The sequence below is a fragment of the Rugamonas sp. GW822-FHT03B10 genome (genome assembly GCF_058801745.1).
Genome location: NZ_JBXANP010000005.1, coordinates 131134 through 157114, shown reverse-complemented (window position 1 = coordinate 157114; position 25981 = coordinate 131134). Strand labels below are relative to the sequence as shown.

At 69.9% G+C, this 25981-nt stretch carries 25 protein-coding genes; 13 read left to right on the top strand and 12 right to left on the bottom strand.

Annotated features, from left to right (window positions below; genetic code table 11):
• The first annotated feature begins 34 nt into the window (after positions 1-34).
• From cysC to AC1RQG_RS10590, 3 genes are read left to right on the top strand one after another with little or no spacing between them, the layout of a single operon-like run.
• Entirely contained in the window at positions 35-682 is a 648-nt protein-coding gene (gene cysC, locus AC1RQG_RS10600; protein WP_493131027.1) for an adenylyl-sulfate kinase, read from the top strand.
• A gap of 4 nt (positions 683-686) precedes the next feature.
• On the top strand, positions 687-1694 hold the full coding sequence (locus AC1RQG_RS10595) for a DHH family phosphoesterase (RefSeq protein WP_493131025.1): 1008 nt from the start codon (positions 687-689) through the stop codon (positions 1692-1694).
• 35 nt (positions 1695-1729) lie between these two features.
• The gene (locus AC1RQG_RS10590) at positions 1730-2863 is read left to right on the top strand and encodes a sulfotransferase family protein (RefSeq protein ID WP_493131023.1); all 1134 of its coding nucleotides are present in this window, start codon (positions 1730-1732) and stop codon (positions 2861-2863) included.
• 47 nt (positions 2864-2910) lie between these two features.
• Here the strand turns inward: AC1RQG_RS10590 and AC1RQG_RS10585 are convergent, their stop codons facing one another.
• Positions 2911-4602: an alkaline phosphatase family protein gene (locus AC1RQG_RS10585; protein WP_493131021.1), complete on the bottom strand. Its 1692-nt coding sequence runs from the start codon at positions 4600-4602 to the stop codon at positions 2911-2913.
• Positions 4603-4820: 218 nt separating this feature from the next.
• Between AC1RQG_RS10585 and AC1RQG_RS10580 the strand changes: the two genes are divergently transcribed.
• The 3 genes from AC1RQG_RS10580 to AC1RQG_RS10570 are packed head-to-tail and all read left to right on the top strand — an operon-like array spanning position 4821 to position 7878.
• Positions 4821-5855, top strand: a complete 1035-nt coding sequence (locus AC1RQG_RS10580; protein WP_493131019.1) for a phospholipase C/P1 nuclease family protein — start codon at positions 4821-4823, stop codon at positions 5853-5855.
• Between the two features lie 5 nt (positions 5856-5860).
• Positions 5861-7309, top strand: a complete 1449-nt coding sequence (locus AC1RQG_RS10575; RefSeq protein WP_493131017.1) for a peptidylprolyl isomerase — start codon at positions 5861-5863, stop codon at positions 7307-7309.
• On the top strand, positions 7306-7878 hold the full coding sequence (locus AC1RQG_RS10570; protein WP_493131015.1) for a hypothetical protein: 573 nt from the start codon (positions 7306-7308) through the stop codon (positions 7876-7878). The genes AC1RQG_RS10575 and AC1RQG_RS10570 overlap by 4 nt, the downstream gene beginning before the upstream one ends.
• 16 nt (positions 7879-7894) lie before the next feature.
• On the opposite strand, the gene AC1RQG_RS10565 is transcribed toward AC1RQG_RS10570, so the two are convergent.
• The 5 genes from AC1RQG_RS10565 to AC1RQG_RS10545 all read right to left on the bottom strand — a co-directional run bounded on the left by AC1RQG_RS10565 (position 7895) and on the right by AC1RQG_RS10545 (position 11295).
• Positions 7895-8665 carry a GGDEF domain-containing protein gene (locus tag AC1RQG_RS10565; RefSeq protein ID WP_493131013.1) on the bottom strand — a complete coding sequence of 257 codons (771 nt, stop codon included), beginning with the start codon at positions 8663-8665 and terminating at the stop codon, positions 7895-7897.
• Positions 8662-9054, bottom strand: a complete 393-nt coding sequence (locus AC1RQG_RS10560) for a DUF1987 domain-containing protein (RefSeq protein ID WP_493131011.1) — start codon at positions 9052-9054, stop codon at positions 8662-8664. The genes AC1RQG_RS10565 and AC1RQG_RS10560 overlap by 4 nt, the downstream gene beginning before the upstream one ends.
• 17 nt (positions 9055-9071) lie before the next feature.
• Entirely contained in the window at positions 9072-9626 is a 555-nt protein-coding gene (locus AC1RQG_RS10555; protein WP_493131009.1) for a SiaB family protein kinase, read from the bottom strand.
• Positions 9627-9644: 18 nt separating this feature from the next.
• Positions 9645-10871, bottom strand: a complete 1227-nt coding sequence (locus tag AC1RQG_RS10550; protein ID WP_493131007.1) for a SpoIIE family protein phosphatase — start codon at positions 10869-10871, stop codon at positions 9645-9647.
• Positions 10872-11040: 169 nt separating this feature from the next.
• Positions 11041-11295 (bottom strand): hypothetical protein, encoded by a 255-nt coding sequence (locus tag AC1RQG_RS10545; protein ID WP_493131005.1) that lies wholly within the window; start codon positions 11293-11295, stop codon positions 11041-11043.
• Between the two features lie 228 nt (positions 11296-11523).
• Here AC1RQG_RS10545 and AC1RQG_RS10540 point away from each other — a divergent pair, with 228 nt between their 5' ends.
• Together AC1RQG_RS10540 and AC1RQG_RS10535 are read left to right on the top strand one after the other, a co-directional pair.
• Entirely contained in the window at positions 11524-13089 is a 1566-nt protein-coding gene (locus AC1RQG_RS10540) for a S53 family peptidase (RefSeq protein ID WP_493131003.1), read from the top strand.
• A 190-nt stretch (positions 13090-13279) separates the two neighbouring features.
• A complete protein-coding gene (locus AC1RQG_RS10535) occupies positions 13280-13873 on the top strand; it encodes a hypothetical protein (RefSeq protein WP_493131001.1) in 594 nt (197 codons plus the stop codon).
• Positions 13874-13966: 93 nt separating this feature from the next.
• Here the strand turns inward: AC1RQG_RS10535 and AC1RQG_RS10530 are convergent, their stop codons facing one another.
• From AC1RQG_RS10530 to AC1RQG_RS10510, 5 genes are all read right to left on the bottom strand, one after another.
• Entirely contained in the window at positions 13967-14797 is an 831-nt protein-coding gene (locus AC1RQG_RS10530) for a crotonase/enoyl-CoA hydratase family protein (protein WP_493130999.1), read from the bottom strand.
• Complete coding sequence (locus AC1RQG_RS10525; protein WP_493130997.1) at positions 14794-15828, bottom strand: fatty acid desaturase family protein; 1035 nt, start codon at positions 15826-15828, stop codon at positions 14794-14796. Before AC1RQG_RS10525 ends, AC1RQG_RS10530 begins: the two co-directional genes overlap by 4 nt.
• Before the next feature lie 48 nt (positions 15829-15876).
• Positions 15877-16503: a TetR/AcrR family transcriptional regulator gene (locus tag AC1RQG_RS10520; protein ID WP_493130995.1), complete on the bottom strand. Its 627-nt coding sequence runs from the start codon at positions 16501-16503 to the stop codon at positions 15877-15879.
• Positions 16504-16662: 159 nt separating this feature from the next.
• The gene (locus AC1RQG_RS10515) at positions 16663-17304 is read right to left on the bottom strand and encodes a LuxR C-terminal-related transcriptional regulator (protein WP_493130993.1); all 642 of its coding nucleotides are present in this window, start codon (positions 17302-17304) and stop codon (positions 16663-16665) included.
• A 12-nt stretch (positions 17305-17316) separates the two neighbouring features.
• A complete protein-coding gene (locus AC1RQG_RS10510) occupies positions 17317-17691 on the bottom strand; it encodes a hypothetical protein (protein WP_493130991.1) in 375 nt (124 codons plus the stop codon).
• Positions 17692-17831: 140 nt separating this feature from the next.
• On the opposite strand from AC1RQG_RS10510, the gene AC1RQG_RS10505 reads away from it, so the two are divergent.
• Positions 17832-18500, top strand: a complete 669-nt coding sequence (locus tag AC1RQG_RS10505; protein WP_493130989.1) for a response regulator — start codon at positions 17832-17834, stop codon at positions 18498-18500.
• Between the two features lie 2 nt (positions 18501-18502).
• Here the strand turns inward: AC1RQG_RS10505 and AC1RQG_RS10500 are convergent, their stop codons facing one another.
• Entirely contained in the window at positions 18503-21658 is a 3156-nt protein-coding gene (locus AC1RQG_RS10500) for a sensor histidine kinase (protein ID WP_493130987.1), read from the bottom strand.
• Positions 21659-21875: 217 nt separating this feature from the next.
• Between AC1RQG_RS10500 and AC1RQG_RS10495 the strand changes: the two genes are divergently transcribed.
• From AC1RQG_RS10495 to AC1RQG_RS10480, 4 genes are all read left to right on the top strand, one after another.
• Positions 21876-22877, top strand: a complete 1002-nt coding sequence (locus AC1RQG_RS10495) for an alpha/beta fold hydrolase (RefSeq protein ID WP_493130985.1) — start codon at positions 21876-21878, stop codon at positions 22875-22877.
• A 152-nt stretch (positions 22878-23029) separates the two neighbouring features.
• Positions 23030-23683 carry a hydrolase gene (locus AC1RQG_RS10490; RefSeq protein WP_493130983.1) on the top strand — a complete coding sequence of 218 codons (654 nt, stop codon included), beginning with the start codon at positions 23030-23032 and terminating at the stop codon, positions 23681-23683.
• Positions 23684-23746: 63 nt separating this feature from the next.
• Positions 23747-24019, top strand: a complete 273-nt coding sequence (locus tag AC1RQG_RS10485; RefSeq protein ID WP_493130981.1) for a DUF1427 family protein — start codon at positions 23747-23749, stop codon at positions 24017-24019.
• Positions 24020-24053: 34 nt separating this feature from the next.
• Complete coding sequence (locus tag AC1RQG_RS10480; protein WP_493130979.1) at positions 24054-25976, top strand: amidohydrolase; 1923 nt, start codon at positions 24054-24056, stop codon at positions 25974-25976.
• Positions 25977-25981: the final 5 nt, after the last annotated feature.

Here is a 25981-nt window from a genome sequence, read left to right as displayed (position 1 = left end):
TAACGCCGGCCACCGGGTCGGCCAGGAGCGAGCGATGAGCAAATTGGACAAGCTGGACGGACTGCTGCGCGAAGGTGAACCGGCGCGCGGCCAGTCCCCCCATATCTACTGGCATGCGGGCCAGGTCACGGCCCAGACCCGCATGGGCGGCGTGGGCCGGCGCGCGGCCACCGTGTGGCTGACGGGATTGAGCGGGGCGGGCAAATCGACGCTGGCCTGCGCGCTGGAGAAGATGCTGGTGGAGGCGGGCCGGCCGTCGTATGTGCTCGATGGCGACAACCTGCGCCATGGCCTGAACCGCGATCTCGGCTTCACGCCGGAGGACCGGCAGGAGAACATCCGCCGCAGCGCCGAAGTGGCGCGCCTGATGAACGACGCGGGCCTGATCGTGATCGCCGCCTTCATCTCGCCGTTGCGGCGCGACCGCGAACTGGCGCGCTCCATCATCGGCGCCGACGATTTCATCGAAACCCATATCAGCACGCCGTGCGGCGTGTGCGAGGAACGCGACCCCAAGGGCCTGTACCGCAAGGCCAGGGCCGGCCTGATCCCCGAATTCACGGGCATCTCGGCGCCGTACGAGGCGCCCGAGCAGCCGGCCCTGACCATCGACACGGGCAGCATGCCGCTGGCGCAAGCGTGCGAGCTGCTGTTCCAACATCTGGCCAAGCGCTACATCTGACGCCATGACGCCGACACCCCTCACTCCCGCCGCGCGCTACGACGTGTTCAACGGCGACGCGGACGGCATCTGCGCTCTGCACCAGCTGCGCCTGGCGCGCCCGGCCGACGACGCCGTGCTGGTCACGGGCGTCAAGCGCGACATCGCGCTGCTGCGCCAGGTGCCCACCGGCGCGCGCCACGTGGTGGCGCTCGACATCTCGCTCGACGCCAACACGGCCGACCTGCGGCGCGTGCTGGATGGCGGCGCCACCGTCGATTATTACGACCACCACGCGGCCGACGAGGCGTTCGCCCATCCGGGCCTGCGCCTGCACTGGGACCCCGCGCCCGACGTGTGCACCAGCATCCTGGTGGACCGCCAGCTGGGCGGGCGCTACCGGCGCTGGGCCGTGGTGGCCGCCTATGGCGACAACCTGATGGCCGTGGCCAGCGCGCTGGCGCGCGACGCCGGCGTGCGCGAGCAGGGCGTGGCCGCGCTGGCGCAACTGGGGCAGGTCATCAACTACAACGCCTACGGCGACAGCGTGGCCGATCTGCACATGGCGCCTGCCGCACTGTACCGCGCGCTGGGCCCGTATGCCGACCCGTTCCAGTTCATCGCCGACAGCGAGCAATACCAGGTGCTGTGCGCCGGCTACCGCGACGATTGCGCGCGCCTGCAGGGGTTGCGGCCGCACTGGGAGAGCGGCGGCGGCGCCGTCTACCTGCTGCCGGACGCGCCCTGGGCCCGTCGCGTCAGCGGCGTGCTGGCCAACCGGCTGGCCGCGCAGCGCCCGGGCGCCTCGTTCGCCATCCTCGGCGAACGCGCCGACGGCAGCTTCGTCGTCAGCGTGCGTTCGGGGCTGCCGCGCAGCTACAGCGCCTGCGATCTGTGCCGCCGTTTCGACACGGGGGGCGGCCGCATGGCGGCGGCCGGCATCAACCACCTGCCGCAGGCGCAGCTCGGTCGGTTCATCGATCAGTTCCGCCAGCATTTCGAGCTTGAGGGCCTGGCCTGCCAGGCCGGCTGAATACCGAATTTATCTTCGACACACCGTCAGTTCCCATGGAGAGAGCAATGAAGTCCGAACCACAAGCCGCCCCGGTGGCCAAGCGCCCGCGTCCCGTCATGATGATCCCGCTGCGCCGTTGCGGCAGCCATGCGTTGCGCCTGCGCCTGAACATGTCGCCGCAGTTCTATTCGCCGTATCCGCTGCACATCGTCGACTTCGTGCCGCTGCTGCCGCTGTATGGCGACCTGACCGACGACCGCGCCTATTTCCGGCTGGTGGTGGACGTGGTGGGCTTGCAGGCGGTGAGCATGGTCAAGTGGCCGCAACTGGTGTTCGATCCGGTCGAGATCTTCGAGACCTTGCGCAACCAGCCGCGCAGCGTGCACCGCGTGGTGTGGGAGCTGCTGCTGCGCTCGGGCGAGGCGCAAGGCGCCAGCGTGGTGATGGACAAATCGCTCGACAGCGTGCATTACGCGGCCGAGCTGATGGCGCTGCTGCCCGACATGCTGTTCGTGAACGTGGTGCGCGATCCGCGCGCCCAGGTGGCGTCGATGAACCGCGCCATCATCCACGACTTCGACACCCTGCTCAACGCCCGCACCTGGCTGGCCGCGCACCGCGCCGCCGACGCGGTGATGCAGCGCTATCCGCAGCGCGTGCTGACCATCCGCTACGAGGACTTCCTGTCGCAGCAGCAGGCCACGCTGGAGGCGCTGTGCCGCTTCATGGAGATCGACTACCTGCCGGGCATGCTGGACGTGGCCCATTCGCAGGAGGCGCGCCAGATCTCGCAGCTGTCGGCGTTGTGGTCGTCGAACTGCTATGCGCCGATCCCGGCCCATGCGGACAAATTCAAGCAGCAGCTGTCGCTGGACGAGATCGGCGTGATCGAAACGGTGACGGGTGAATACATGCGGCGCTACGGCTACACGCCGATGACGCCCGGCGCCAGCGTGATCACGCCGGCCATGGAAGCGCAGGCCAAAGCCCATTCGGACGCCGCGCGCGAACAGGCGTGGCACGATCTGGAGCACGACAATTTCCGCGACTTCGCCTTGCGCCGCTGCCGCGCCGACTACCTGGCCAAGCTGCGCGAGCGGCTGGAACAGCAGGCCGGACGGCCGGCGCCGGGCGGCGCCCGCACGCTGGCCGCGCTCGACCCGGCCGCGTTCGAAGTGACGGATTGAAACGGCGCGAATGGGGACGTGGCACTAACTGGTCCCCACTCGCTGTTTCAGCGCAGCGTTTCCGTCAGCACGCGGCCTTCGGCTGCCGCTGGCGGACGCACGTGCAGCAGGTTGGCCAGCGTGGGCGCCAGATCGACCACTTCCGCGTACTGGCCGTAGTAGCCGGGCTTGATCCAGCGTTTGCCCATGATCATCAGCGGCACGTTGGTGTCGTAGGCGTAGGGCGAGCCGTGCGAGGTGCCGGTGGTGCCGGTGCCGAAGTACCAGTACGGCTTGGTGACCACCATCAGGTCGCCCGACGCTTCGCGGTTCCATGCGCGCCGCATCAGCGTGGCGATGCGGGTGCCGGCCACGGCGCCATGCTCGAACTGGGTGCGCGTGTAGACCTCGGCCACGCCGGCCTGCTGTTCGATGTAGCGGGCGGCCGTGGTTTCCACCTCCTCGCGGCGCAGGCCGCTCTTGTCGATCAGCGCGTAGTCCAGGTGCACATTGGGCAGCGACCAGGCGTTCACCAGCTTGGCCTGGCCGTATTTGGCTTCCAGGTGCTGGTTCAGCGCGGCGATCAGCTTGTCGCCATCGAGCCGCTGCGCGTCCAGATGCTGGCCTTGCGCGAATTCGGGCACGTTGGGGAAGCCATGGTCGGCCGTCAGGACCACCAGCACGTTGTCGAGGCCCACGCGCTTGTCCAGGTAGTTGAAGAAGCCGGCCAGCATGCGGTCCACCCGCTGCAGATGGTCGTGCGACATCTTGCTCTCGGGGCCGAACGCGTGGTTCACGTAGTCGTGCGCGGACAGGCTCACGGCCAGCAGGTCCGGCACGCCGGCCGGATTGGCGCCCAGTTGCTCGCCCTCGATGGCGGCGCGCGCGAAGTCCAGCGTCAGCTCGTCGAGGAAGGGACCGCTCTTCAGGCGCTTGTAGTAGCTGCCATCCAGTGCGCCGCTTTCGCTGTAGTAGGCGAACGGGAAGGTGTTGCGCACGCCGGGTTTGGACGGCGTGAGGTTGTCGGCGGCGTCGCCCGCGTAGGCGGAATCGGCCAGCAGCGGCACCCACGATTTGCCGTAGTAGCGGTCCTGCGGCTTGCCGGCGTCGTAGCGCTGCACCCAGGCCGGGTGGCTTTGCATGTAGTAGGTGCTGCTGGCGAAGTCGCCCGTGCTTTCCATGTACATGTAGGCGGTGCCCGTTTTACCGGCCAGCAGGATGGCGCCCCGGTCCTTGCCCGACACGGCCACCACCTTGGCGCGGTTGCCGGTGGCGTAGCGCAGTTCGTCGCCCACGGTGCTCACGTGCAGGCGCGCGGGCGAGGTGCCGTCGTCGCTCTTGGTCGGGGCGCCGATGTAGTGGTAGGCATGGTCTTCCGTGCAGTAGATCGACTGCTTGGTGACGGGGTCGATCCAGTTGTTGCCGATGATGCCGTGCTGGTACGGGTAGGCGCCGGTGAGCACGGCGCTGTGGCCAACGGCCGTCACCGTCACGCCGTGCGCCTGGTGGGCGTTGCTGAACCATGCGCCCTGGTCCATCAGCCGGCGCAGGCCGCCCTGGCCGAACTGGTCGCGGTAGCGCAGCACCTGCTCGTTGGGCAGGCCGTCCACCACCAGCACCACCACCAGTTTCGGTTGCGCGGACGTGGCGGCAGGCGCCACGGCGGGCGTGACGGCATGCGCGCCGAGCGCGCCGGCCAGGCAGCAGGCCAGCACCAGGGGGCGCAGCAGGGGCGGGAAGTTGGACCGTTTCTTCATCATGTGCTCATTGTTCTGTGGTGTGGATGGAAGGGCGCGACCGAGGCCGCGCGCCGGCAGCATCGTACATGATGGAAATGACAATTGCGTGACATGGAATCGTTCACGTTGTTTCAATCGAGCAACAATTCTAATACTGAAATCACAATATTGACATATTCCCTTGTTAAACTGGTTAAACAAAATCCGCACGCCCGTGCGGTTTATTTAATGGGGAAATAATGAAAAAGACTGGACTGATGGCCACTAGCCTGGCTCTGGCGACTTTGGCAACGCTGGCGAGCGCACCCGCGCACGCATGGCAGCAGGAAACCCACCGCCGCATCGTACTGGACGCGGTGACCTTCATGAAGAACAATCCGGGCAGCACCAATTACAACAAACTGGTGGCGGGCGTGACCCGGGCCGGCTACACCATCGACCAGTTCGCGCAGGCCCTGGGCCAGGGCGCCTACGACGTCGACGATTTCGCCGACACCTACATCTGCGGCGCCACCACCGGCAACTGCCAGATGGCGCCCGTGTGGGGCCTGGGCTCGGGCATCGTCAAATACACGTCGTACTGGCACTTCCAGAACCACACGGCCGGCAAGGACGTGCACGGCAACCCGTTCGGCGGCTACAACTACGCCAAGCTGACCGTGGCCGGCGACATCGACAACCTGGCCGCCAGCTGGCTGTATGGCGACTACCTCGACGACGGCGCCGGCGGCAACGGCGGCTGGTTCGGCGACGGCACCAAGTACAACAGCTACGGCCTGACCGAGGCGCACTACCGCTTTGGCGGCGCGTCCAGCAACAGCCAGTACGCCGATTTCGAAACCATGCCGTTCCAGCCCATCGACAACCTGGGCCAGTACTGGTTCCAGCAGTTCCTGGCGCAGCCTTCCGCGCAAACGCTGGGCTTCACGCTGCACACCACCGACCTGCTGCAGCCGCACCACACCTGGACCACCTCGGCCAACAACCACGCCTCGTGGGAGCAGTGGGTGCAGGACTACTACGACACCGAGCACCTGAACGATCCGGCGCTGGTGGCGGCCGCCATGGCCGACTTCACGCCGGTGGCGCCGGCGGCCGTCGATATCCGTCCGCTGCTGACCCAGGGCGGCACCTACTCGTACGCCAACGGCGGCATCGTGCTGTCGTCCACCGACCAGAACGACCGCCGCCGCGTGGGCCAGCAGATGATCCCCCACTCGATCGCGATGGTGGTGCATGTGCTGAACCGCGCCGCCGAGCGCCTGGCGAACTAAGCGCCATGACGATCCGGACCACTGGCGGGCGCCCGCGGGCGCTGGCGGGCGCGCTGACGACGGCGCTGTCGTTGTCGCTGCCGTTGTCGCTGCCTTTGTCGATACCGTTGTCGATGCCGCTGGCGGCCGTGCTGTTGCCGTTGTCGGCGCAGGCGGCCGTCGGCTACCGCCTCAGCGATCCCGCGCTGGCCGCGCGCATCGATGGCGCGCCGCTGCTCGCGTTCAGCGTGGACGCCATGTGGCGCACGGCGCGCCAGGGCGACGCCAGGGCCAGCCGCAGCGCGGCGCTGGAGCTGGCCGTCGTCAACCGCTTGCTGGCCGGATCGGCGCGCAAGACCTATGGGGACGCCGTGCTGTTCGCCGGCCAGCGCGTGGCGTTCGCGCATGACGTGATGGTGGACGATCAACTGGTCGCCACGCTGCGCGGCCTGTACGGCAAGGAGCTGGAGCAGGCCATGCAGCGTCTGCCCGGCGGCAGCCTGGCCGGGCTGGTGACGGCGCAACCGGCCATCGCCCCGGCCGCGCTGGACGTCGTGTTCGGCCGTCCCGGCCAGTTGCGGCTCGAATACACGCTGGGCGCCGAACAACTGGCGCGGGCGCAGGAGATCGTGGTGCTGCGCTACCAGTTGCCGCAAGGGCCGGCCGGCGCCATCACGCTGGCCGACGTCTACCGGCGCCAGAACGTGCAGGGCAGGGTGGCGCTGTTTTCGCGCCAGTCCGCGCATCTGCAGCAGCAGGCCAGGCTGGCGCTGGCCGCCCTGTATGTGCGGCACTGGAGCACGCGGCGTTTCGGCGCGGCCACCGTGGCCGACCTGCGGCGCGTGCTCGACGAGCAGGACGTGGTGCAGGCCCTGCAGCAGTTGCACGGCATCGGCAACGATATCGACGCGGCCAGTCCCGTCGTCAAACAATTGGTGGCCCAGGTGGGCGCGGCCGAGATCGAGCAATACTACCGCCGTCACCGCGAGGAATTCCGCCGCATCGAGAAAGTCAAGGCGCGCCACATCCGTCTGCTGGACGAGCCCACGGCGCAGACGGTGGCCGGCCAGTTGGCCGGCGGCGCCGATTTCGGCACGCTGGCGCGCCGCTATTCGTCCGCCGCCGACAGCCAGACCGGCGGCGAACTCGGATGGCTGCAGCACAGCGGCGCGCCGGACTGGCTGGCGCAGCTGGCGTTCGCGCAGGCGGAAGGCCAGCCATCGCGCCCGATCCGCAGCCCGGTGGGGCCGAACGAGAAGGCCGTGTGGGAAATCGTGCTGGTCGACCAGCGCGTGGAAGGCTATCAGGATCCCGCCTCCGAAACCGTGCGCTATGTGGCCGGCAACGCGGTGGCGCGTGAGAAGGCGGCGGCCCAACTGGCCGCGCTGCGCCAGCGTCTGCTGGGCGCGGCCCGCATCGACATCAACCGCAGCCTGCTCGATCAGCCGCTGCATCTGCAGGAGTCGCGCTCATGAAGCGGCAAGTGATGCTGGCCGCCGTGGTGGCCGCCGCCGCCGCGGGCTGGGTGGCCTGGCCGTCCATCGCCCGGCAGACGGGCATGCCGGGCGCCCCGGGCGCGTCGTCCGCGCGCGCGGGCGGCGCCGATGCGGGCACGGGCGCGGGAGGGCGGCAATGGTTCGAGGCCGTGCCCGAGCGCGACGCGCAATTGCAGCGGGTGCCGTTGCCGCCTGTGGACAGCAGCGGTTCCGCGTGGCTCAGCATGGCCGACACGCGCGAGCATGGCGATGCGCGCACGCCGCCGCTGCAGCGCGACGAGCCCCGCACGCCGCCCACGGCGGCGGAGCTGGCCGATCCCAAGGCCTACCAGCAGTACCAGCAAGGTCAGCAGCTGCGCGTGCTGGGCGCGTTCGTGGGCGCGGCGGCGACCGAGCTGCCGCGCTTGCAGGCGGATGTCGAGCGTGGCCGCGCGGCCGGCGTGCCCGCCGCGCAGATCGCCAAGGTCGAGGAGAAGATACGCCGCATCGAACAGCAGCGCCGCCTGATCCTGCGCGACCATCCCGAACTGGCCGCCCAGACCCCATAACCGGGGTCAGGTCATGCTATCGCGCATCTTGCGGAATAGCATGACCTGACCCCGGTTTTGCCAGCTGGACGCGGTTGCGGCCGGCCCGCTTGGCCGCGTACAGCGCTTCGTCGGCGCGCGCGTAGGCGCTGTCGAAGCTGGAGCCGGCGCGGCACCAGCTGACGCCGACGCTGGCCGTGACCTGGCGCGCGACGGGCGCGGCGAACACGTGGGCGGCGATGGCGTCGCAGATGCGCTGGCCCACCGCGCGCGCTTCGCCCGCGCTGGCGGCCGGCAGCACGACGGAGAATTCCTCGCCGCCGACCCGGCCGATGGCCGCGTCCTCGCCCAGCAACTGGCGCATGCATTGCACCACGGCCAGGATCACGGCGTCGCCGGCCGGATGGCCGTAGTCGTCGTTGATGCGCTTGAACAGGTCGATGTCGAGCACGATCAGCGCCGTGTCGGCCCGTTGCAGGCTGGCGCTGGCCTGTTCGATCACGGCGCCGCGGTTCAGCGCGCCCGTGAGCGGGTCGTGGCTGGCGCGGTAGGCCAGTTGCGCGGCCATGTCCTGCAGCCGGCGGTTGAGCAGGTTCATGTCGCGCTCGGCCCGGTCGCTGCGGGCGATCAGGCGCGCGCTCTCGCGCATCAGCCGTTCATAGTGGACGATCAGCTGGCCCAGCGCGTGACGCTGGTCGGCGCCGCACGTGGCGGCGTCGCCGTACGCTTCGCGGGCCTGCGCCAGCGCGGCGCGCTCGTTGGCGAACAGGTCGGCCTGCGCCGCCCGCGCGATCGGCGGGGAGGTCATCCGGCCGCGCCGATCGCGTGGGCGTGGAAGTCCAGCGCGGCGAAATCGTCGCGCAACTCCTCGCCGAATTCGCAGATGGTGTCGTCGTCCTCGTCGTGGTACCAGTGCAGGCGCACGGCGTTGCCGGCCAGCGCGGCGCCGTTGAAGGCCTCGAACAGCGTGAACAGCATCTTGGTGCTGGAGCTGTTGAAGTAGGCCAGCGACACGTGCACCGTGATGACGGCGCCGCTGCGCGCGGCCAGGTAGGCGCGCACGCGCTCGATCACGGGGCCGTAGAAGGCGGCCGCGTTCTCCGGATACGATTCGCCCTTGATCGACAGGACGTCCTGCGCGAAGCGGAAGTCGATCTCCGGCGACGTGGGCGAGGCGTTGATGAACAGTGATTCCATGGTCTTTCCCGATCTTGCTAGATGATGGCTTTGATGCAGAACACGGTGGTGCCGGCGTCGTGCGGCTCGGGCACGAACTCGAACTCCAGCGGCCCGCTGGCGTCGCGCGCCATGGTCAGAAAGCCCATGCCGGCCCCCTTGCTGTCGGCCGGCGTCTCCTCGCGCAGCGCCTTCTTGTAGGCGAACTTGATCTGCTCCATCGTCATCGTGTGCAGCGGTTCGAGCCGGCTGCGGATGCGCTGCACGTTGGTGCTGTCGACCGGATTGGCGCACAGCAGGAAGAAGCTGTCGTCCTTGACGCCGATGCAGAACGAGCCGCGCCGCATCTGGCTGTCGTCGGCGCCCGGCGTGAGCGTGTCGGACGAGTAGTGCATGATGTTCTGCGCCATTTCCACGAACGAGGAGAAGATGCGCCGGCGCGTGGGCCCGGCCGCGCCGGCCGTGTCGAGCCGGGCGCGGATGGTTTCGGAGATGGCCGCCACCACGTGCTGCGAGAAGTAGCCGGCGTAAAAGAAGATGATGTGGCGCTTGCGGGCCACGTCCCAAAACTCATTGAATTCTTCGTACAGCAAGACAGGCTCCTGGTGTGGTCACGGGCGGAAACAGAAAAACGTCAGGTCGTCGCGGCGCGGCTGCCCGCCCTGCCAGCGCTGCAGGTCGTCCAGCACGGCCTGGCCCGTGTGGCTGGCGCTGTCGTCGCGCCGCGACAGCAGCAGTTCGCGCAGGCGGCGCTTGCCGTAGGCGATGTCGCGTTCGCCGCCGATCTGGTCGGTCAGGCCGTCGGTGGCGAGGAACAGCAGGCTGTCCGGCGCCACGGTCAGGCGTACGCTGGGCCACGCGTGCCCGAGCGCGGTGTCCACGTAGCCGACGCCCGTGCGCTCGCCCTCGATCACCTGCACGGCCGGCTGGTCCGGCGCCAGCAGGTACAGGGCGAGACGCGCGCCGCAGTAGTGGAGCTGGCGCGCGGCCGTGTCGTACCACAGGAAGGCGGCATCCATGCCGTCGTTGGAGGCGGGGGCGGCGCCGTCGTGCGCGAGCTGGCCCAGCATGGTCTTGATGCCGCGGTTGACGGCGCCCATCAGCGCGGCCGGGTCGCGCGGGCCGTGCTGCTGCAGGGCCTGAGCCAGGGTGGACGAGGCGATCAGCGTCATGAACGCGCCCGGCACGCCGTGCCCCGTGCAGTCGGCCACGGCGGCGAACCAGCCGTCGTCGTGGCGGGCGAAGTGGTAGAAGTCGCCGCCCACCACGTCGCGCGGCTGCCACTCCAGGCGGGCGTCGGCCAGCGTGGCGGCCAGCGTCTCGGCCGAGGGCCGCAGCAGCGCGCGCTGGATCACGCTGGCGTAGTCGATGCTGTGCATGATCTGGCGGTTGCGTTCGGCCTGCATGGTGGCCACCACGTTCATCAGCTGCAGGCCGAAGCCGACGCCGGCCAAGGCGCCGTCGCGCGTGATGATGAAGCCGTCGGCCAGCGCCTTCTCGCCCGATTCCACGGCGCGGAAGGTGAGCGCCTCGATGCTCATGGCCGCGTCCACGATCAGCGGGTTCTTGTCCATGAAGGCGATGCAGCTCTTCTTGCCGTACACCTCCTGGTAGTAGGGCTTGGACATCTGCGACATGAACAGGTTGCGGCTGATCAGGCCGATCGGGCGCTGCTGCTCCGTCACGGGCAGGCTCATCAGGTCGCGCCGCTCCGTGAACAGCTCCAGCACGGCGAAGTTGCTGAGGTCGGAAGGGACGGCGACGGTCTCCTCGCACAGGTCGGCGGCGACGGACAGACGGAAACGGGGCAGATGCAGACGAGAGGCGTTGAACTCCACGGCCTATAACCTTTGCGGAACTGTAGCGGTTGGTGACGGATGTCGGCCATGCTAGTGCCGCTTTGTTACTGGCTGATTACAAACTTAACGGAAAGGAAAAATAGTTATCGTTTGGGTTACGTTTGAATGACGGATCGCCCCGCCGATACGCTGGCCGGACGGTGCCGCCTCAGTGCGCGCACAGGTTGCGCAGGAAGCTCAGGTGCTGGCTGACGGCGCCCCGTTCGGCGCGCCGCTGCGGGTCGTCGTCGAGCGCGAACTCGTCGCGGATGGCCAGGCACTCGGCCAGCGCCGCCTCCAGCGCCCGCAGCATGCCGGGCAGGCCCGCCTCGTCATACCACACGGGCAGCAATTGCATCAGCGCTTGCACGGCCGCTTGTTCGGACTGCATCAACACATGGTCGGGGCTCAAGGTGGCGCTCACTTTCCTGGTTCGAACTGTGAAAACAGTATAGACCATTTCACGATAAAAGTTTCTACAAAAAAACAGGTGTTATTTTTGATGTAATTTTGTGTTGCGCTTTGGACGCGAGCGCGCCGGCCCGCCGCCGCGCACCTCTGCGCTGGCTCAAAGGTCGCTGCGCCGCGGCCAGTATCGTCAATGCTGGCGCCGCCCGGAGCGGCATGACGACACCCGCACAGGAGAACCCCGATGGCTACCACCGCACACACCCATGTCATTCCGGGCAGCACGCAAACGGCGCTGGTCGGCGCCGTCGCGCGCGGCCCCGTCGATCCCGGACAGATCATCGAAATCACGGTGCGCCTGCGGGCCGCGCCCGAACGCGGCGGGCCCGACCTGCAGGCGCTGGCGGCCGACCAGCCGCCGGCCAGCCGCCGCTACCTGAGCCGCGAAGCCTACTGCCAGCAGCATGGCGCCAGCCATAGCGACATCGTGACCGTGGAAACGTTCGCGCGCCAGCATGGCATGGCCGTGATCCACAGCGACGCGGCCCAGCGCCGCGTGGTGCTGTCGGGCACGGCCGCGGCCATGGAGCACGCGTTCGGCGTGCAATTGCAGGACTACGAATTCCCGGACGGCACCTACCGGGGCCGCGAAGGCGAGTTGCATGTGCCGGCGGCGCTGGCCGGGGTGGTGGAGGGCGTGTTCGGCCTGGACGACCGCCCCGTGGCCACGCCCAAGCTGCGGCGCCAGGCGCCCGACAGCCGCCTGCAGGCGGCCGCCGCCGGCACCTCGTACACGCCGCCGCAGCTGGCCAGGCTGTACAACTTCCCGCCGGGGCTGGACGGCACCGGCCAGTGCATCGCCATCATCGAGCTGGGCGGCGGCAGCCGGCCGCGCGACCTGAAGACGTATTTCGAGGAGCTGGGCTTGCCGTTGCCGGTCGTGAAAACCATTTCCGTCGACCACGCCAAGAACCGCCCCACGACGGCCGACAGCGCCGATGGCGAGGTCATGCTCGACATCGAAGTGGCCGGCGCCATCGCGCCCCGGGCCACGATCGCCGTCTACTTCGCGCCCAACTCGGAGCGCGGCTTCCTGGACGCCATCACGGCGGCCGTGCACGACAAGGTGAACCGGCCATCGGTGCTGTCGATCAGCTGGGGCGCGCCGGAGTCGCGCTGGACCGGGCAGGCGATGACGGCGTTCGAGCAGGCGTTCACGGAGGCGGCGGCGATGGGGGTGACGGTGCTGTGCGCGGCCGGCGACAACGGTTCCACGGACGGCGAGACCGATGGCCGCCAGCACGTCGACTTTCCCGCCTCGGCGCCGCACGCGCTGGCCTGCGGCGGCACCCGGATCGACGTGGCGGCCGACGGCGCGACCACGGAAACCGTGTGGAACGAGGGGCCCAACAGCGCCACCGGCGGCGGCTTCAGCGCGTTCTTCCCGCGCCCCGACTACCAGGGCGTGCTGGGCGAGGACGTGACCATGCGCGGCGTGCCGGATGTGGCCGGCGACGCCGACCCGGCCACCGGCTACCGCGTGCGGGTGGACGGGCGCGAACTGGTGTTCGGCGGCACCAGCGCCGTCGCGCCGCTGTGGGCCGGGCTGTTGGCGCTGGTCAATCAGCAGCTGGGGCAGCCGGTGGGCTTCATCAATCCCTTGCTGTACGGCTCCTTGCGTTGCGAGGGCGTCACCCGCGACGTCACGGTGGGCAACAATGGCGAACAGCAGGCGGGCACCGGCTGGGATGCCTGCACGGGCTGGGGGGGCCCCGATGGACAGAAGTTGTTACAGGGGCTGGCGCGCTAACTGGTTTCCGGGTGGCAAATAAGTGTGGTGTTCCTGCAAGTAACTTCGGGCTTCTTGTCTGGATTCTGGGAAATATGGTAGGAAACGCTGTTACAATGTGTGTTAATTAGTATTCCTTTTGGTTACTATCCGATGCGGGCGCGGTCAGCGGTCCGCACAGCGTGTTTTGCCTCTTTTTCCGGAGTCGACTATGCAGATGAACGGACCGTCCTTCGCGGCCACCGTGACCGCGACTGGCACTTACCCTGAACGTGCGCCCAACACGGACCAGATCGCCGCGCGCCACGCGGCGGCCGCCCACGCCCATCCGGCCATTCCGGCCCAGGATGCGGCCAACGTCGTGCCCGTGCAATACGCGGGCGCCTCGCAGACGGGCGCCGACGTGGCCCGCAAGTCGGCCGACGACGCGGCGCGGCAAGCCAGGGAGCAGTTCGACGCGGGCCTGCAACGGCTGGCCAACCGGCCCGAGACGCAAATCCTGCAAGCCCGCCTGGCGGGCCAGGTGCGTCCGGCGGCGGAGCGGCAAGCCACGCCGGCCGCCAATGACAGCCACGCGGCCGACGCCAAACCGGCGCCCGCCCAGATGGAATCGGGCGATGAGCTGGCGGCCGACACCAACCATGACGGGAAAGTCAGCGACGACGAGCGCATGCGTTTCGTGGCGCCGCTCACCTACCGCAGCAGCGAACGGCTGGCGGCGCTGGCCGACAGCCCGTCCGCCTTCTCGCTGGCCGAAGCCAACCGCGCCTACGGCCAGGTGGCGGCCCAGGCCATCGCGGCCTGACGCGCCGCACGTTGCGACGACAGCGGCGCCGGCGCGCGGCCGCTGCCCCGATGTGGCCGCCTTGCGCGGCCACGTTTATTTGATTCCGGCGCTTCAGTCCTTGAAGCTCGCTTCGCGCTTGGCCATGCCGGCCATCATCGCTTCCTGCAAATCGTTGGACATCAGCATGGCCGCGTTCCAGGTGGCCACGTAGTTGAGGCCGTCGGCCACGCTGTGGTCGCGCGCGTAGCTGATCATCTCCTTGCAGCCGCGCACCGACAGCGGCGACTTGCTGGCGATCACGTTGGCGATCTCGCGCACGCCCGCCTGCAGCGCTTCCTTGCTCTCGAACACGCGGTTGACGAGGCGGATCTCGCGCGCCTCGGCCGCGTCCACCTTGCGCGCCGTGTAGGCCAGTTCGCGCGTGATGCCTTCGCCGATCAGGCGCGGCAGGCGTTGCAGCGTGCCCACGTCGGCCGTCATGCCGATGTCGATCTCCTTGATCGTGAAATAGGCGTCGGCCGAGCAGTAGCGCATGTCGGCGCAGGTGATCAGGTCGATGCCGCCGCCCACGCAGGCGCCGTGGATGGCCGCCAGCACGGGCTTGCGGCAGCGTTCCAGGCTGGTCAGCGTGTCCTGCAGGTCGAGGATCACGCGGCGCAGCGCCTCGCGCGTGCGGCCGTCGCAGTCGTTGCGGATCTGGCCGCCCAGGCCCATCATCATTTGCAGGTCGATGCCGGCCGTGAACAATTTACCTTCCGCCTCCAGGATGGCCACGCGCGCCTCGGGCGTGGCGTCGACCCACTGGAAGGCCTTGCGCAGCTCATGCCACATGGCCAGGTTCATGGCGTTGGCCTTGTCGGTGCGGTTGAGCCTGACGACGGCGACGTGGTCCTCCAGCGTCACGTTCAGGGTTTCATAGGTCATTGCGGTCACTTCGGTCATTGCGGTCCTTTCGTGCCATCTGCATGGCGGTGGAGGTTGGAAATCAGTTCGCCCGGGGCTGGTTTGCACATCAGGGCCAGCACGTCCAGGTAGCCGGGCGGTGCGGCGCACAGGCCCCGTGCGCGCAGCAGCCGGTGGGCCGCCTGCAGGCGGAAGTAGGGCACGGCCGGCATCAGGTGGTGTTCGATGTGGTAGTTCACGCGCAGCGGCGCCACCGTGGCGCGCGCCAGCAGGCCGGCGCGCGTGGTGCGGGTGTTGCGCAGCATGTCCGGCCCCGGTTCCGTGCAGCCGTGTTCGGCCATCGAGCGGATGCGCATGTACAGGCTGTAGGTGGTCAGATAGGCGGCCAGCCAGGCCAGGTAGAGCCAGGCGTGGCCGCTGGCGGCCAGCGCGCCCAGCAACAGGGCGTGGAACAGGAAATATTTCCAGCCATTGCGGGCCAGGTCGCGCAGGCGGTCGCGCCAGGTGCGGCCTTGCTGCGGCAAGCGTTCGATGTCGCTGGCCACGGTCCAGCGCAGCACGCCGGCGTTCATCAGCAGCAGGCCGAGTTCGCGCTTGAGGCCGGCGATGCCCACCAAGTCGCGCAGCAGCTTGCGCGCCAGCGAGGCCGGCGTGGTGGGGAAGGGCGCGGCCAGGCTGCGGTCGGTGTCCTCGGGCGTGCCGGTCTTGGCGTGGTGCTGCAGGTGGTGGCGCCGGTAGCGCCGCAAGTCCACGCCGATGGCGCTGCCGCAGGCGTAGTCGCCCACCAGATCGTTCAGGCGGCGGCTGCGGAACAGCGTGCCGTGCGAGGCGTCGTGCATCAGGATCGCCAGGCTCAGCTGGCGCCCGCCCAGCACCACGATCGCCAGCAGCCAGGTGAGCGGATGCGGCCAGATCGCCAGCGCCACGAAGCACAGCGCGATCACGCCCCAGGTGAACAGCACGGCGCGCCAGCCCATCAGGTCGGAGCGGGCGGTGAGGGCGGCGATCTCGTCGCCGCTGAAAATGTCGCTGAGCTTGCGCCGGGACGGCGCTTGGGTGGGGGTGGTCATGCTGCTGGTCTCCGTGCTGTTGGTTGTCGTTTGTTTTTATGGGGGGCGTCAGGACGCGAAGGCGATGTGCATGATGGCGTCCACGCTGGCCTGGCGCAGACCGTCCAGCTCCGCGTGGGCCGGGCGCTGGCTGGAGACGAAGGTCATCACGCCCACCATCTGGCCCACGATCAGGGCGCTGCGCAGTTCGCACTGGGCGGGCGGCAGGTCGGGCACGATGTCGCGGATCAGGTTGCGCACGGTGCGGCGCGCGCGCGTGAGCACGGCGTCGAACATCTGGGCCGCATACGGATGGCGGTGGGCCAGCGCCGCCACTTCGAAGAACAGGCCGCTGGCGATCTGGTCGCGCAACTCCTCCAGGCACAGGTCGATGATGGATGCGAACAGCGCCATGCGCGGGCTGTCGCCGGCCTGCGCCATGCGCTGCTCGATCACGCGCTGGTAGCGGTCGAGGAAGCGGGTCAGCAGCGCCTCGACCAGGTCGTCGCGGCTCGGGTAGTAGTGCTGGACGGTGGACAGGCTGATGCCGGCCTGCTGGGCCACGCTGCGCATCGACAGCGCCGCGTAGCCATCGCGCGCCAGCGTGGCGCGCGCCACCTCCAGGATGGCGTCGGCCCGCTCCTGGCCCTTGGTGGTGGTGTGCGATTCCTTGCTGCGCAGCGGCTGGATGTGCATGGCCTGATCCATGGTTGGAAAAGGCCATGGTGCGCCATTTTCAAAAATAGGTCAAGTGACCGATTTTATGCGGCGGGGCAAGCGACCGGCGCCAGGGGCGGACCCGCATGGGTACTCCCTCGTCCGTGCTGCACAACGGCCCCGCGCCGGCTGTGCGGCCTATTCGGCCACGCCCACCAGGCCGCGGCGCGCGGCCAGCACCACGGCGTGGGTGCGGGCGGTGGCGCCCAGTTTGTCGAACAGGCCCTTGACGTGGGTCTTGACCGTCCCCACGCCGATGCCCAGTTCGCGCGCGATCGACTTGTTGCAGCGTCCTTGCGCCATCAGTTGCAGCACGTCGGTCTCGCGGTTGGTCAGACCCACGCGCGCGAGGCTGTCGGCCACGCAGCGGCCCAGTTCCGGACTGAGGTAGCGCAGGCCCCGATGCAACGCCCGCACGGCGGCCTCCACCTGGCCGGCGCAGGCCGATTGCAGCAGGTAGCCCTGCACGCCCGCCGTCATGGCCGTGTGCACATGGCATTCGCGGTCGAGCCAGCTGACGATCAGCACCCTTGGCCCGGCCGCTGTCCCGGCCGCGCGCATGCGGGCCACGCCTCGGTGATAGTCGGTGATCAGTACCTGGGCTGGCCCGTCCGTGCCGGGGCCGGCGCCGTCCACGCCGACGGCCACGCCGGGGCAGGCCCGCAGCAGGGCGGCCAGCCCGGCCCGGACGATGGCGTCGTCGTGGTCGATCTGCACGCGGATGGATTCGGCGGCGGCGCCGCCGCGTTGCGTGAGGCAGGGCAGGGGTTCCATGCGCATGGTGTGGCTCCTTCAAAAATCGGTGTGGTAGGGGTCGTCCGGCAGCAGCAGGCGGCGCCGGCCGAACAGGCGCGCGTCGAGCGCGCAGGCGCCGGGACCGAGCAGCAGCAGCGCCAGCGCGCACACGATGCCGATGGCGGCCACCGTGCCGTGCGGGTCGGCCAGCGCCGGCAGTTGGCCGGCCGCCGCCGCGCCGGCCGCCAGCGGCGTGAGCAATCCCAGCAGCAGCAGGCCCGTGGTCAGCGCCAGCAGGGCCAGCCACCAGCACGGCAACGGCCGGCCCGCGTCGAGCGCGGCGTGCAGCAGGTGGGCGGCGACGGCCAGGCGCAGCAGCAGCAGGCCGGCGCCGGCGCCGCCTGCCGGGAAGCTTGAATGGTAGCCATGCATGTGGGGCGGTCCAGTGCTGTCGAACAGTCAGGGCGCCAGCTTAGCGCGGCGGCCCGCGCGCGCCACGCCCCGTTCCGGTGGCGCGCCGCTACCACCATGGAGTGATGGCATAAAAGTCAATGTTGTGGCAGGCTATGCGGATGAGAATGTTGACCAGCGCCGACCCGGCTCCGCCCATCACCGTGATGACGGTGGACGACCATCCCTTGTTCAGGGAGGGCATCGCCAGCGTGCTCGCCGAGGAGGCCGACATGCGGCTGGTGGCGCAGGCATGCGGCGGCCGCGAGGCCATCGAGCTCCACCGCCGGCTGCGGCCGGACGTGACGCTGATGGACATCCAGATGCCGGACATGAACGGCATCGACGCCACCAGCGCCATCCTGGGCGAATGCCCCGCCGCCCGCGTCGTCGTGCTGACCACCTACGACGGTGACGTGCACGCCCAGCGCGCCATCAAGGCCGGCGCCGCCGGCTATCTGCTGAAGAGCATGGTGCGCAAGGAGTTGTTGTCGACGGTGCGCAACGTCCACGCCGGCCTGCGCAGCATCGCGCCGGTCGTGGCCTGCAGCCTGGTCGGGCAATGGCATCTGGAGGCGCTAAGCCGGCGCGAGGTGGAGGTGCTGCGGCTGGCGGCCGGCGGGCAGAGCAACAAGCGCATCGGCGTGCACCTGGTCATCTCGGAGGAGACCGTCAAGGTCCACATGAAAAGCATCCTGGCCAAGCTGGGCGCCAGCGACCGCACCCATGCCGTGACGCTGGCGCTGGCGCGCGGCATCCTCGAACTGGCCGACTGCCGCGCGCCGGTCTGACGCTAGCCGCCACCGCCCGTGCGCCCCAGCCACGCGCCCAGGCGCTGGCGCCAGACGCGCGCGGGCGCGTCCGCGTAGGCGCGCGCGGCCGGCAGCTTGAGCCGGATCTCGGTGCCCTTGCCGGGGGCGCTCCACAACGCCACCGTGCCGTCCAGCTGGCGGGCCCGTTCGCGCATGCCGGCCAGGCCCCAGTGGCCGGGGCGCCGGCCGGCTTGCAGCACCTGCTGGTCCATGCCGCAGCCGTCGTCGCGCACCTGCAGCAGGAAGTGGTCGACGTCGTAGGTCAGCTCGACGGCGACGCTGGCGGCCTGCGCGTGCTGGTAGGCGTTCAGCAGCGCCTCGCGCGCGATGTGGTAGGCCTGCTCGTTGGCGGCCTCGGTCAGCGGCCGGTAGGCGCCCACGGCCGCCAGCGTGAACCGTGGCCCCGGCGGCCCCGGCGGCCCCGGCCGCGCGTCGTGTGCGCTGGCCGGCCGGTCCTGTTGTTCCTGCTCCAGCGCCTGGCCGAAGGCGGCCAGCGAGCCTTGCAGGTCGCCGTCATGCAGGGCGGCCGTGCGCAGGCCGGTGAGCTGGTCGCGGCCCTCGGCCATCACCGCGTCGGCCTGGTCGAGGATGCGCCCGGCCAGCGCGCGCGCGTCGTCGTCGGGCAGGCGCTTGAGCAGCGTGTGGAAGCGCAGCACCAGCCCCTGCACGCTTTGCAGGAAGGTGTCGTGCAGCGCGCGGGCGATACGTTCGCGCTCGTCGAGCCGCGCCTGCATGCGCTGTTGCAGCTGGCGCGTGACCTGGCGCATGCGCAACTGGTACAGCCCGTACAGCAGAAGCGCCCCGGCCAGCAGGCAGAGCACCACGAACCACGGCGTCTGCGTGAACGTGGGCGGGATGCGGAACGGCAGCTGCGCGGCCTGCTCGCTCCACACGCCGTCCTCGTTGGCGGCCAGCACGCGGAAGCGGTAGGCGCCGGGCGCCAGGTTGGTGTAGAAGGCTTGCCGGCGCCGGCCCGGGTCCTGCCAGCTGTGGTCGAAGCCGTCGAGCCGGTAGCGGAAGCGCACGCGCGCGGGCATGGCCAGGCTGAGCGCCGTGAAGTCGATGCGCAGCGCGCGCGTTTGCGCCGGCAAGCGCAGGTCGGGGCGCGGTGGGTAGGCGCGGCCGTCGGCCACCAGCGCGCGCACCTGCACGGTCGGGGCGCGCGTGTTGCGCGCGATGCGGGCCGGGTCGATCCAGCTGACCTTGCTGGCGGTGGCCAGCCACAGGCGGCCATCGTCGGCCTCGATCAGCGAGGGCAGGGGCCGCAACTGCGATGGCATGCCGACCAGGCCGTCGTGCGCGTCGAAGCGTTCGTAGACGGCGCCCTGGCCCGGGTGGCGCATGGCCGTGGCCAGGTCGGCGGCGCCGATGTGGGTCAGGCCGTCGGCGCCGAACAGCCACAGGTCGCCGGCCGCCGTGCGCACGATGCCGGACACACCGGCGAACTCCTGCCCATCCTGGCCGCGCAGCGGTACGAAGCGCTGGCCGTCGAACCAGGCCACGCCCCGTTCGCCGCCGGCCCACAGCTGGCCGTCGCGGTGGAACAGGCTCAGCACCACGCCCAGCGCCACGCCCTGCGCCGGCCCGTAGCGGACGACCCGGCCGCCGGCGATGCGGACGATCTGGCTGCCGCTGTAGCCGGCCCACACGGCGCCGCCGGCCTCACGGGAAAGGCACAGCGGGTAGTCGTCCGGCAGCCCGGTCAGGCCGCCGTCCTTTTGCCAGCGGCCGTCGCGCAGCAGGTACAGGCCGGCGCGCACCACCGACACCCACAGGCCACCATCGGCGGCGCGGCTGAGGGCCTGGGTGTCGTAGCCGCGCAGCCCGGGCGGGTAGGCGATGACGGCGCCGCCGCTGCCGCTGCCGCTGCCGTTGCCGCTATCGCCGCCGATGCCGCTACCGCCGCCGCCGCCGCGTTGGCGCCACAGGCCGTCGCCGTTGCCCAGCCAGAGCACGCCGTCGGGGTCGCGGTAGGCGGTCGAGCCGTAGCGGCGCAGCGCCACCCGGCGCACGCCGTCCGTGCCCAGCTGGCGCACCGGGCCGGCGTGGTCGATGACCCAGATCGCGCCGCCGCCGGCCGGCGCCATGGCGGCGTGGTCGAAGTCGCCGGCTATCGGCAGCGCCATCAGGCGGTTGCGGCGGAAGCGGTCGACCCCGGCCGAGGTGCCGATCCACACGTTGTCCTCGCGGTCCTGGAAGAAGGTTTGCGGCAGCCCGCCGCTCAGGCCATGGTCGGGCGTCAGTTCCTGGCCCGGCGCCAGCGGCTGGCCGGGCTGGCGCCGCTGCACGCTGCTCACGCGCATCAGCCACATGTCGCCGGCGCGGTCGAAATCCATGCCGCTGCCGGGCAGCTCGGGGCGCGGCGCCTGGCCCGGCGGCGGCGCGCTGGTGCGCATGCGGTAGTAGCTGTCGACGGCGTCCGAGGCCCACACGGTGCCGTCGGGCGCCAGCGCCATGCCCATCAGGTCCAGGCGCGGCCAGGCCGGTTCGAAGCGCGCCGCGCCGGCCTTGCGGAAGTAGACGTTGCCCTGCACCGACATCCATTGCGTGCCGTCGTGGTCGAACAGGATCTGGCGCGCGCCGCGCGTGGGCAGGCCCAGTTCGGCCCCGGCCGGCACGAAGCGCTCGCCCAGCAGCCGGGTGAAGCCGTCGCGGGTGGCGGCCCACAGCACGCCGTCGGGCGCGCGCGTGATGCTCATCACGGCGCCGCCGGGCACACCCTCGGCCACGCCGTAGTGGCGCACCCGGCCCTGGTGGAAATGGCTGATGCCGCCGAAGCGGTAGCCCACCCACAGCCCGCCCTCCGGCGGCGCGCACAGGGCCAGCACATTGCTCGACAACAGGGGCTGGCCGTCGATGGCGTCGACCCGTTCGTAGCGCTGGCCGTCGAAGCGGAACAGCCCCGTGGCTGTGCTCAGCCACAGCCAGCCGTCGGCCGTCTGGGCGAATTTCAGCACGTCCACCGGGGCGTCGTCCAGCGCACCCCAGGCCGTGTGGGTGTAGTCGTCCAGCAGGCGCGGACGGGGCGCGGCCGCCACCGTCGTCGCCGCCAGCAGGAGCAGGGCCGCCGCCAGCGGGCGGCGGCGAACGGCGCGGGCGGCCGGCGGCGGGGCGGCGAGGGCGGACGTGGACGGCATGCGTTAAATGGATGTTAATGGTGTCGTGATAGTAACACCGGGCCGACGTTCCCGCAGCCTCAATTCCGGCCGCCGCGCCGCTCTCCGCTCTCCCCAAAGGGGGACGGGCGCTTAGCAGTTTATGGTGATCCGGCGCCGGGCGACATTGCTTAATCTGGTCACACCTGCCGCCGGCGCGCTTGCCGCCGCGCCGACGGTCCACCAGAGGGAGAACCAGATGAGCAAAACTTCACCGCAACCCACCGCGTCCGCACCGGACCGGGGCCGCCGCACCGTGCTGCTGGGCGGCGCGACGGCGGCCGCCAGCCTGCCGCTGGCCGCCATGGCCGTGCACACCGGCGCCGCCCAGGCCGCGCCCCACCAACCGCAACCGAAAGGAAACCAACCCATGGGCACCATCACCACCCGCGACGGCGTCGAACTGTATTACAAGGACTGGGGCCCGCGCACCGGCCAGCCCATCGTGTTCAGCCACGGCTGGCCGCTCAACGCCGACAGCTGGGAATCGCAGATGTTGTTCCTGGCCGCGCAAGGCTACCGCTGCATCGCCCACGACCGCCGCGGCCATGGCCGCTCCAGCCAGCCGTGGGACGGCAACGACATGGACCATTACGCCGACGACCTGGCCCAGCTGATGGACCACCTGGACTTGAAGAACGCCGTGCTGCTGGGCTTTTCCACCGGCGGCGGCGAGGTGGCGCGCTACATCGGCCGCCACGGCGGCAAGCGGGTGGCCAAGGCCGGCCTGATCTCGTCGGTGCCGCCGCAGATGCTGCAGACGCCGGCCAATCCGGGCGGCCTGCCGATGAAGGTGTTCGACGACATCCGCGCCGCCTCGCTGGTCGACCGTTCGCAGTTCTACCTGACGCTGGCCGGCGGCCCGTTCTACGGCTTCAACCGGCCCGGCGCCAAGGTCTCGCAGGGCTTGATCAACGCCTGGTGGGCGCAGGGCATGCAGGCCGGCCACAAGAACACCTACGACTGCATCAAGGCGTTCTCGGAGACGGACTTCAGCGAGGACCTGAAGAAGTTCACCATGCCCACGCTGATCGTGCACGGCGACGACGACCAGATCGTGCCGATCGACGCGGCCGGCCGGGCGGCGGCCAGGCTGGTCAAGCATGCCACGCTGCTGGTGTACGCCGGCGCGCCGCACGGCCTGACCGACACCCACAAGGACAAGCTCAACGCCGACCTGCTGGGCTTCATCAAAGGCTGAGCGGGCGCCGCCCCCCCTCGAAAGAGGGAGTCCGCCGCCGCCCCAAACGGTGATGGCGGCCACGCGGAGCGGCCCCACACTGTCGTCATGGCCCGCCGCCGCGTGGCGGGCCGGTTTCAACCGCCACTTCATCCACTCACGAGGAAAACACCATGTCCATCAAGGCAACCCCAACCCCCGGTTCGCAGCTGGTCTCGCCCAAGGATCACACGCTGATCATGATCGACCACCAGTCGCAGATGGCCTTCGCCACCCACTCGATCGACGCCGTCACGCTGCGCAACAACGCCGCCTTGGTGGCCCACGCGGCGGCCGGCTTCGGCGTCTCCACCATCGTCACCTCGGTGGCCGAGAAGAGCTTCTCGGGCCCCGTGTTCGACGAGATCAAGGCCGCCTTCCCGCGCGCCGAGATCACCGACCGCACCTCGATGAACACCTGGGAGGACGCCAACGTCATCGCCCGCGTCAACGCCATCGGCAAGGACCGCCTGGTGATCTGCGGCCTGTGGACCTCGGTGTGCATCGTCGGCCCCACGCTGTCGGCGCTGGACCAGGGCTATGAGGTCTATGTGATCTCCGATTGCTGCGGCGACGTCTCGACCGAGGCGCACGAGCGCGCGATGGAGCGCATGATCCAGGCCGGCGTGCGTCCGATGACGTCGCTGCAATACATGCTGGAGCTGCAGCGCGACTGGGCCCGCACCGACACCTACGAGCTGACCACCGGCATCGCCAAGAAGTTCGGCGGCGCCTACGGCCTGGGCATCATCTACGCCCAGACCATGTTCAACGCCCACGAGGGCTGATCCACCCGTCGGGCCGGCCGGCGCACGGTCGGCGGGCCCGGCGCCCCTTTCAGGAGCACAATCATGAAAATCTATCTGGTATCGCTGGCGGCCGGCCTGCTGGTGGGCGTCATCTACGGCGTGTTGGAAGTGCGCTCGCCGGCGCCGCCGGTGATCGCGCTGGTCGGCCTGCTGGGCATCCTGCTGGGCGAGCAGGTGCCGCCACTGGTGCGCCAGTGGCGCCAGCCGGAGCACAAGGTGGCGTGGTTGGACGGGCAGGTCAAGCCCCATTGTTTCGGCCAGTTGCCCGGCGCCGAGCGCCCGGCCAAGCCGGCCGCGCCGGAAGGGCGGGCCTGATGGCCCGCGTTGCAATTATTGAGGAGTCAACTATATGAACGCCAACGCCACGCCGGACCTGATCCTGCATCGCGGCCTGTTTACCACGCTGGACCGGAGCAATCCCCATGCCGAGGCGGTCGCCATCAAGGATGGCCGCTTCACCCATGTCGGCCGGGCCGACGAGATCATGGCGCTGGCCGGCCCGGCCACGCGCGTGATCGACCTGGGCGGGCGGCGCGTGCTGCCCGGCCTGATCGACAACCACCTGCACATCATCCGCGGTGGCCTGAACTTCAATCTGGAGCTGCGCTGGGACGGCGTGCGCAGCCTGGCCGACGCCATGGCCATGCTGCGGGCCCAGGTGGCCGTCACGCCCGCGCCGCAATGGGTGCGCGTGGTGGGCGGCTTCAGTGAACACCAGTTCGCCGAGAAACGCCTGCCGACGCTGGAGGAACTGAACGCCGTGGCGCCCGACACGCCGGTGTTCATCCTGCACCTGTACGACCGCGCGCTGCTCAACGGCGCCGCGCTGCGCGCCGTCGGCTACACGCGCGACACGCCCGAGCCGCCGGGCGGCCAGATCCTGCGCGACGGCGCCGGCAATCCCACCGGCCTGCTGCTGGCCAAGCCCAACGCTTCCATCCTGTACGCCACGCTGGCCAAGGGCCCCAAGCTGCCGATGGAATACCAGCTCAATTCGACCCGCCATTTCATGCGCGAGCTGAACCGGCTGGGCGTGACGGGCGCCATCGACGCCGGCGGCGGCTTCCAGAATTATCCCGAGGACTACCAGGTGATCGAGCAGCTGGCCGAGGCCAAGCAGCTGACGGTGCGCCTGGCCTACAACCTGTTCACGCAAAAGCCGCAGCAGGAGAAGGAGGACTTCCTCAACTGGACGCGCAACTCCACCTACCAGCAGGGCGATGACTACTTCCGCCACAACGGCGCCGGCGAGATGCTGACCTTCTCGGCCGCCGACTTCGAGGACTTCCGCCAGCCCCGCCCGGACATGCCGGCCAACATGGAGGATGACCTGGACGGCGTGATCCGCGTGCTGGCGCAGAACCGCTGGCCGTGGCGCATGCACGCCACCTACGACGAGACCATCTCGCGCGCGCTCGACGTGTTCGAGCGGGTCAACCAGGAGATCCCGCTGGCGGGGCTGAACTGGTTCTTCGACCATGCAGAAACCATCTCGGGCCGCTCGATCGAGCGCATCGCCGCGCTGGGCGGCGGCATCGCGGTGCAGCACCGCATGGCCTACCAGGGCGAATACTTCGTCGAACGCTACGGCCACGGCGCGGCCGAGGCCACGCCGCCGGTGGCCAAGATCCTGGCGGCCGGCGTCAAGGTGTCGGCCGGCACCGACGCCACCCGGGTGGCGTCCTACAACCCGTGGGTGTCGCTGGCCTGGCTCATCACCGGCAAGACCGTGGGCGGCATGCAGCTGTACCCGCGCGCCAACTGCCTGGACCGGGAGACGGCGCTGCGCATGTGGACCGAGAACACCACCTGGTTCTCCAACGAGGTGGGCAAGAAGGGCCGCATCGAAGTGGGCCAGCTGGCCGACCTGATCGTGTCGGACCGCGATTTCTTCGCCTGCGCCGAGAGCGACATTGCTGACACCAGCGCGCTGCTGACCATCGTCGGCGGCAAGGTGGTGTACGGGGCCGGCGCGTTCGCCGAGTACGACCAGCCGCCGCCGCCGGCCATGCCGGACTGGTCGCCGGTGCGGCGCTACGGCGGCTATGCGGGCTGGGGCCGCGAACCGGCCAGGGGCGCGGCGGCACGGCGCGAGCAAGAGAAGGCGCGCGAGCAGGAGCAGGCCAACCGCCGGCAGCAGGCCGCCTGCGGCTGCGCCCACCAGTGCAATCTGCACGGCCACCAGCACGCGACGGCGTGGACCAGTTCCCTGCCGGTGTCCGACCTGAAGGGCTTCTGGGGCGCGCTCGGTTGCGCGTGCTGGGCCGTATGACGGGC

Excerpts from the sequence above, each read along its gene's own strand:
- AC1RQG_RS10480 (WP_493130979.1), top strand. The coding sequence starts at position 24,054 with ATGAACGCCAACGCCACGCCGGACCTGATCCTGCATCGCGGCCTGTTT.
- AC1RQG_RS10485 (WP_493130981.1), top strand. The coding sequence starts at position 23,747 with ATGAAAATCTATCTGGTATCGCTGGCGGCCGGCCTGCTGGTGGGCGTC.
- AC1RQG_RS10525 (WP_493130997.1), bottom strand. The coding sequence starts at position 15,828 with ATGACCACCCCCACCCAAGCGCCGTCCCGGCGCAAGCTCAGCGACATT.
- AC1RQG_RS10510 (WP_493130991.1), bottom strand. The coding sequence starts at position 17,691 with ATGCATGGCTACCATTCAAGCTTCCCGGCAGGCGGCGCCGGCGCCGGC.
- AC1RQG_RS10570 (WP_493131015.1), top strand. The coding sequence starts at position 7,306 with ATGAAGCGGCAAGTGATGCTGGCCGCCGTGGTGGCCGCCGCCGCCGCG.
- cysC (WP_493131027.1), top strand. The coding sequence starts at position 35 with ATGAGCAAATTGGACAAGCTGGACGGACTGCTGCGCGAAGGTGAACCG.
- AC1RQG_RS10535 (WP_493131001.1), top strand. The coding sequence starts at position 13,280 with ATGCAGATGAACGGACCGTCCTTCGCGGCCACCGTGACCGCGACTGGC.
- AC1RQG_RS10540 (WP_493131003.1), top strand. The coding sequence starts at position 11,524 with ATGGCTACCACCGCACACACCCATGTCATTCCGGGCAGCACGCAAACG.
- AC1RQG_RS10530 (WP_493130999.1), bottom strand. The coding sequence starts at position 14,797 with ATGACCGAAGTGACCGCAATGACCTATGAAACCCTGAACGTGACGCTG.
- AC1RQG_RS10590 (WP_493131023.1), top strand. The coding sequence starts at position 1,730 with ATGGAGAGAGCAATGAAGTCCGAACCACAAGCCGCCCCGGTGGCCAAG.
- AC1RQG_RS10585 (WP_493131021.1), bottom strand. The coding sequence starts at position 4,602 with ATGATGAAGAAACGGTCCAACTTCCCGCCCCTGCTGCGCCCCCTGGTG.
- AC1RQG_RS10515 (WP_493130993.1), bottom strand. The coding sequence starts at position 17,304 with ATGCGCATGGAACCCCTGCCCTGCCTCACGCAACGCGGCGGCGCCGCC.
- AC1RQG_RS10580 (WP_493131019.1), top strand. The coding sequence starts at position 4,821 with ATGAAAAAGACTGGACTGATGGCCACTAGCCTGGCTCTGGCGACTTTG.
- AC1RQG_RS10520 (WP_493130995.1), bottom strand. The coding sequence starts at position 16,503 with ATGCACATCCAGCCGCTGCGCAGCAAGGAATCGCACACCACCACCAAG.
- AC1RQG_RS10490 (WP_493130983.1), top strand. The coding sequence starts at position 23,030 with ATGTCCATCAAGGCAACCCCAACCCCCGGTTCGCAGCTGGTCTCGCCC.
- AC1RQG_RS10560 (WP_493131011.1), bottom strand. The coding sequence starts at position 9,054 with ATGGAATCACTGTTCATCAACGCCTCGCCCACGTCGCCGGAGATCGAC.
- AC1RQG_RS10495 (WP_493130985.1), top strand. The coding sequence starts at position 21,876 with ATGAGCAAAACTTCACCGCAACCCACCGCGTCCGCACCGGACCGGGGC.
- AC1RQG_RS10575 (WP_493131017.1), top strand. The coding sequence starts at position 5,861 with ATGACGATCCGGACCACTGGCGGGCGCCCGCGGGCGCTGGCGGGCGCG.
- AC1RQG_RS10505 (WP_493130989.1), top strand. The coding sequence starts at position 17,832 with ATGAGAATGTTGACCAGCGCCGACCCGGCTCCGCCCATCACCGTGATG.
- AC1RQG_RS10595 (WP_493131025.1), top strand. The coding sequence starts at position 687 with ATGACGCCGACACCCCTCACTCCCGCCGCGCGCTACGACGTGTTCAAC.
- AC1RQG_RS10500 (WP_493130987.1), bottom strand. The coding sequence starts at position 21,658 with ATGCCGTCCACGTCCGCCCTCGCCGCCCCGCCGCCGGCCGCCCGCGCC.
- AC1RQG_RS10565 (WP_493131013.1), bottom strand. The coding sequence starts at position 8,665 with ATGACCTCCCCGCCGATCGCGCGGGCGGCGCAGGCCGACCTGTTCGCC.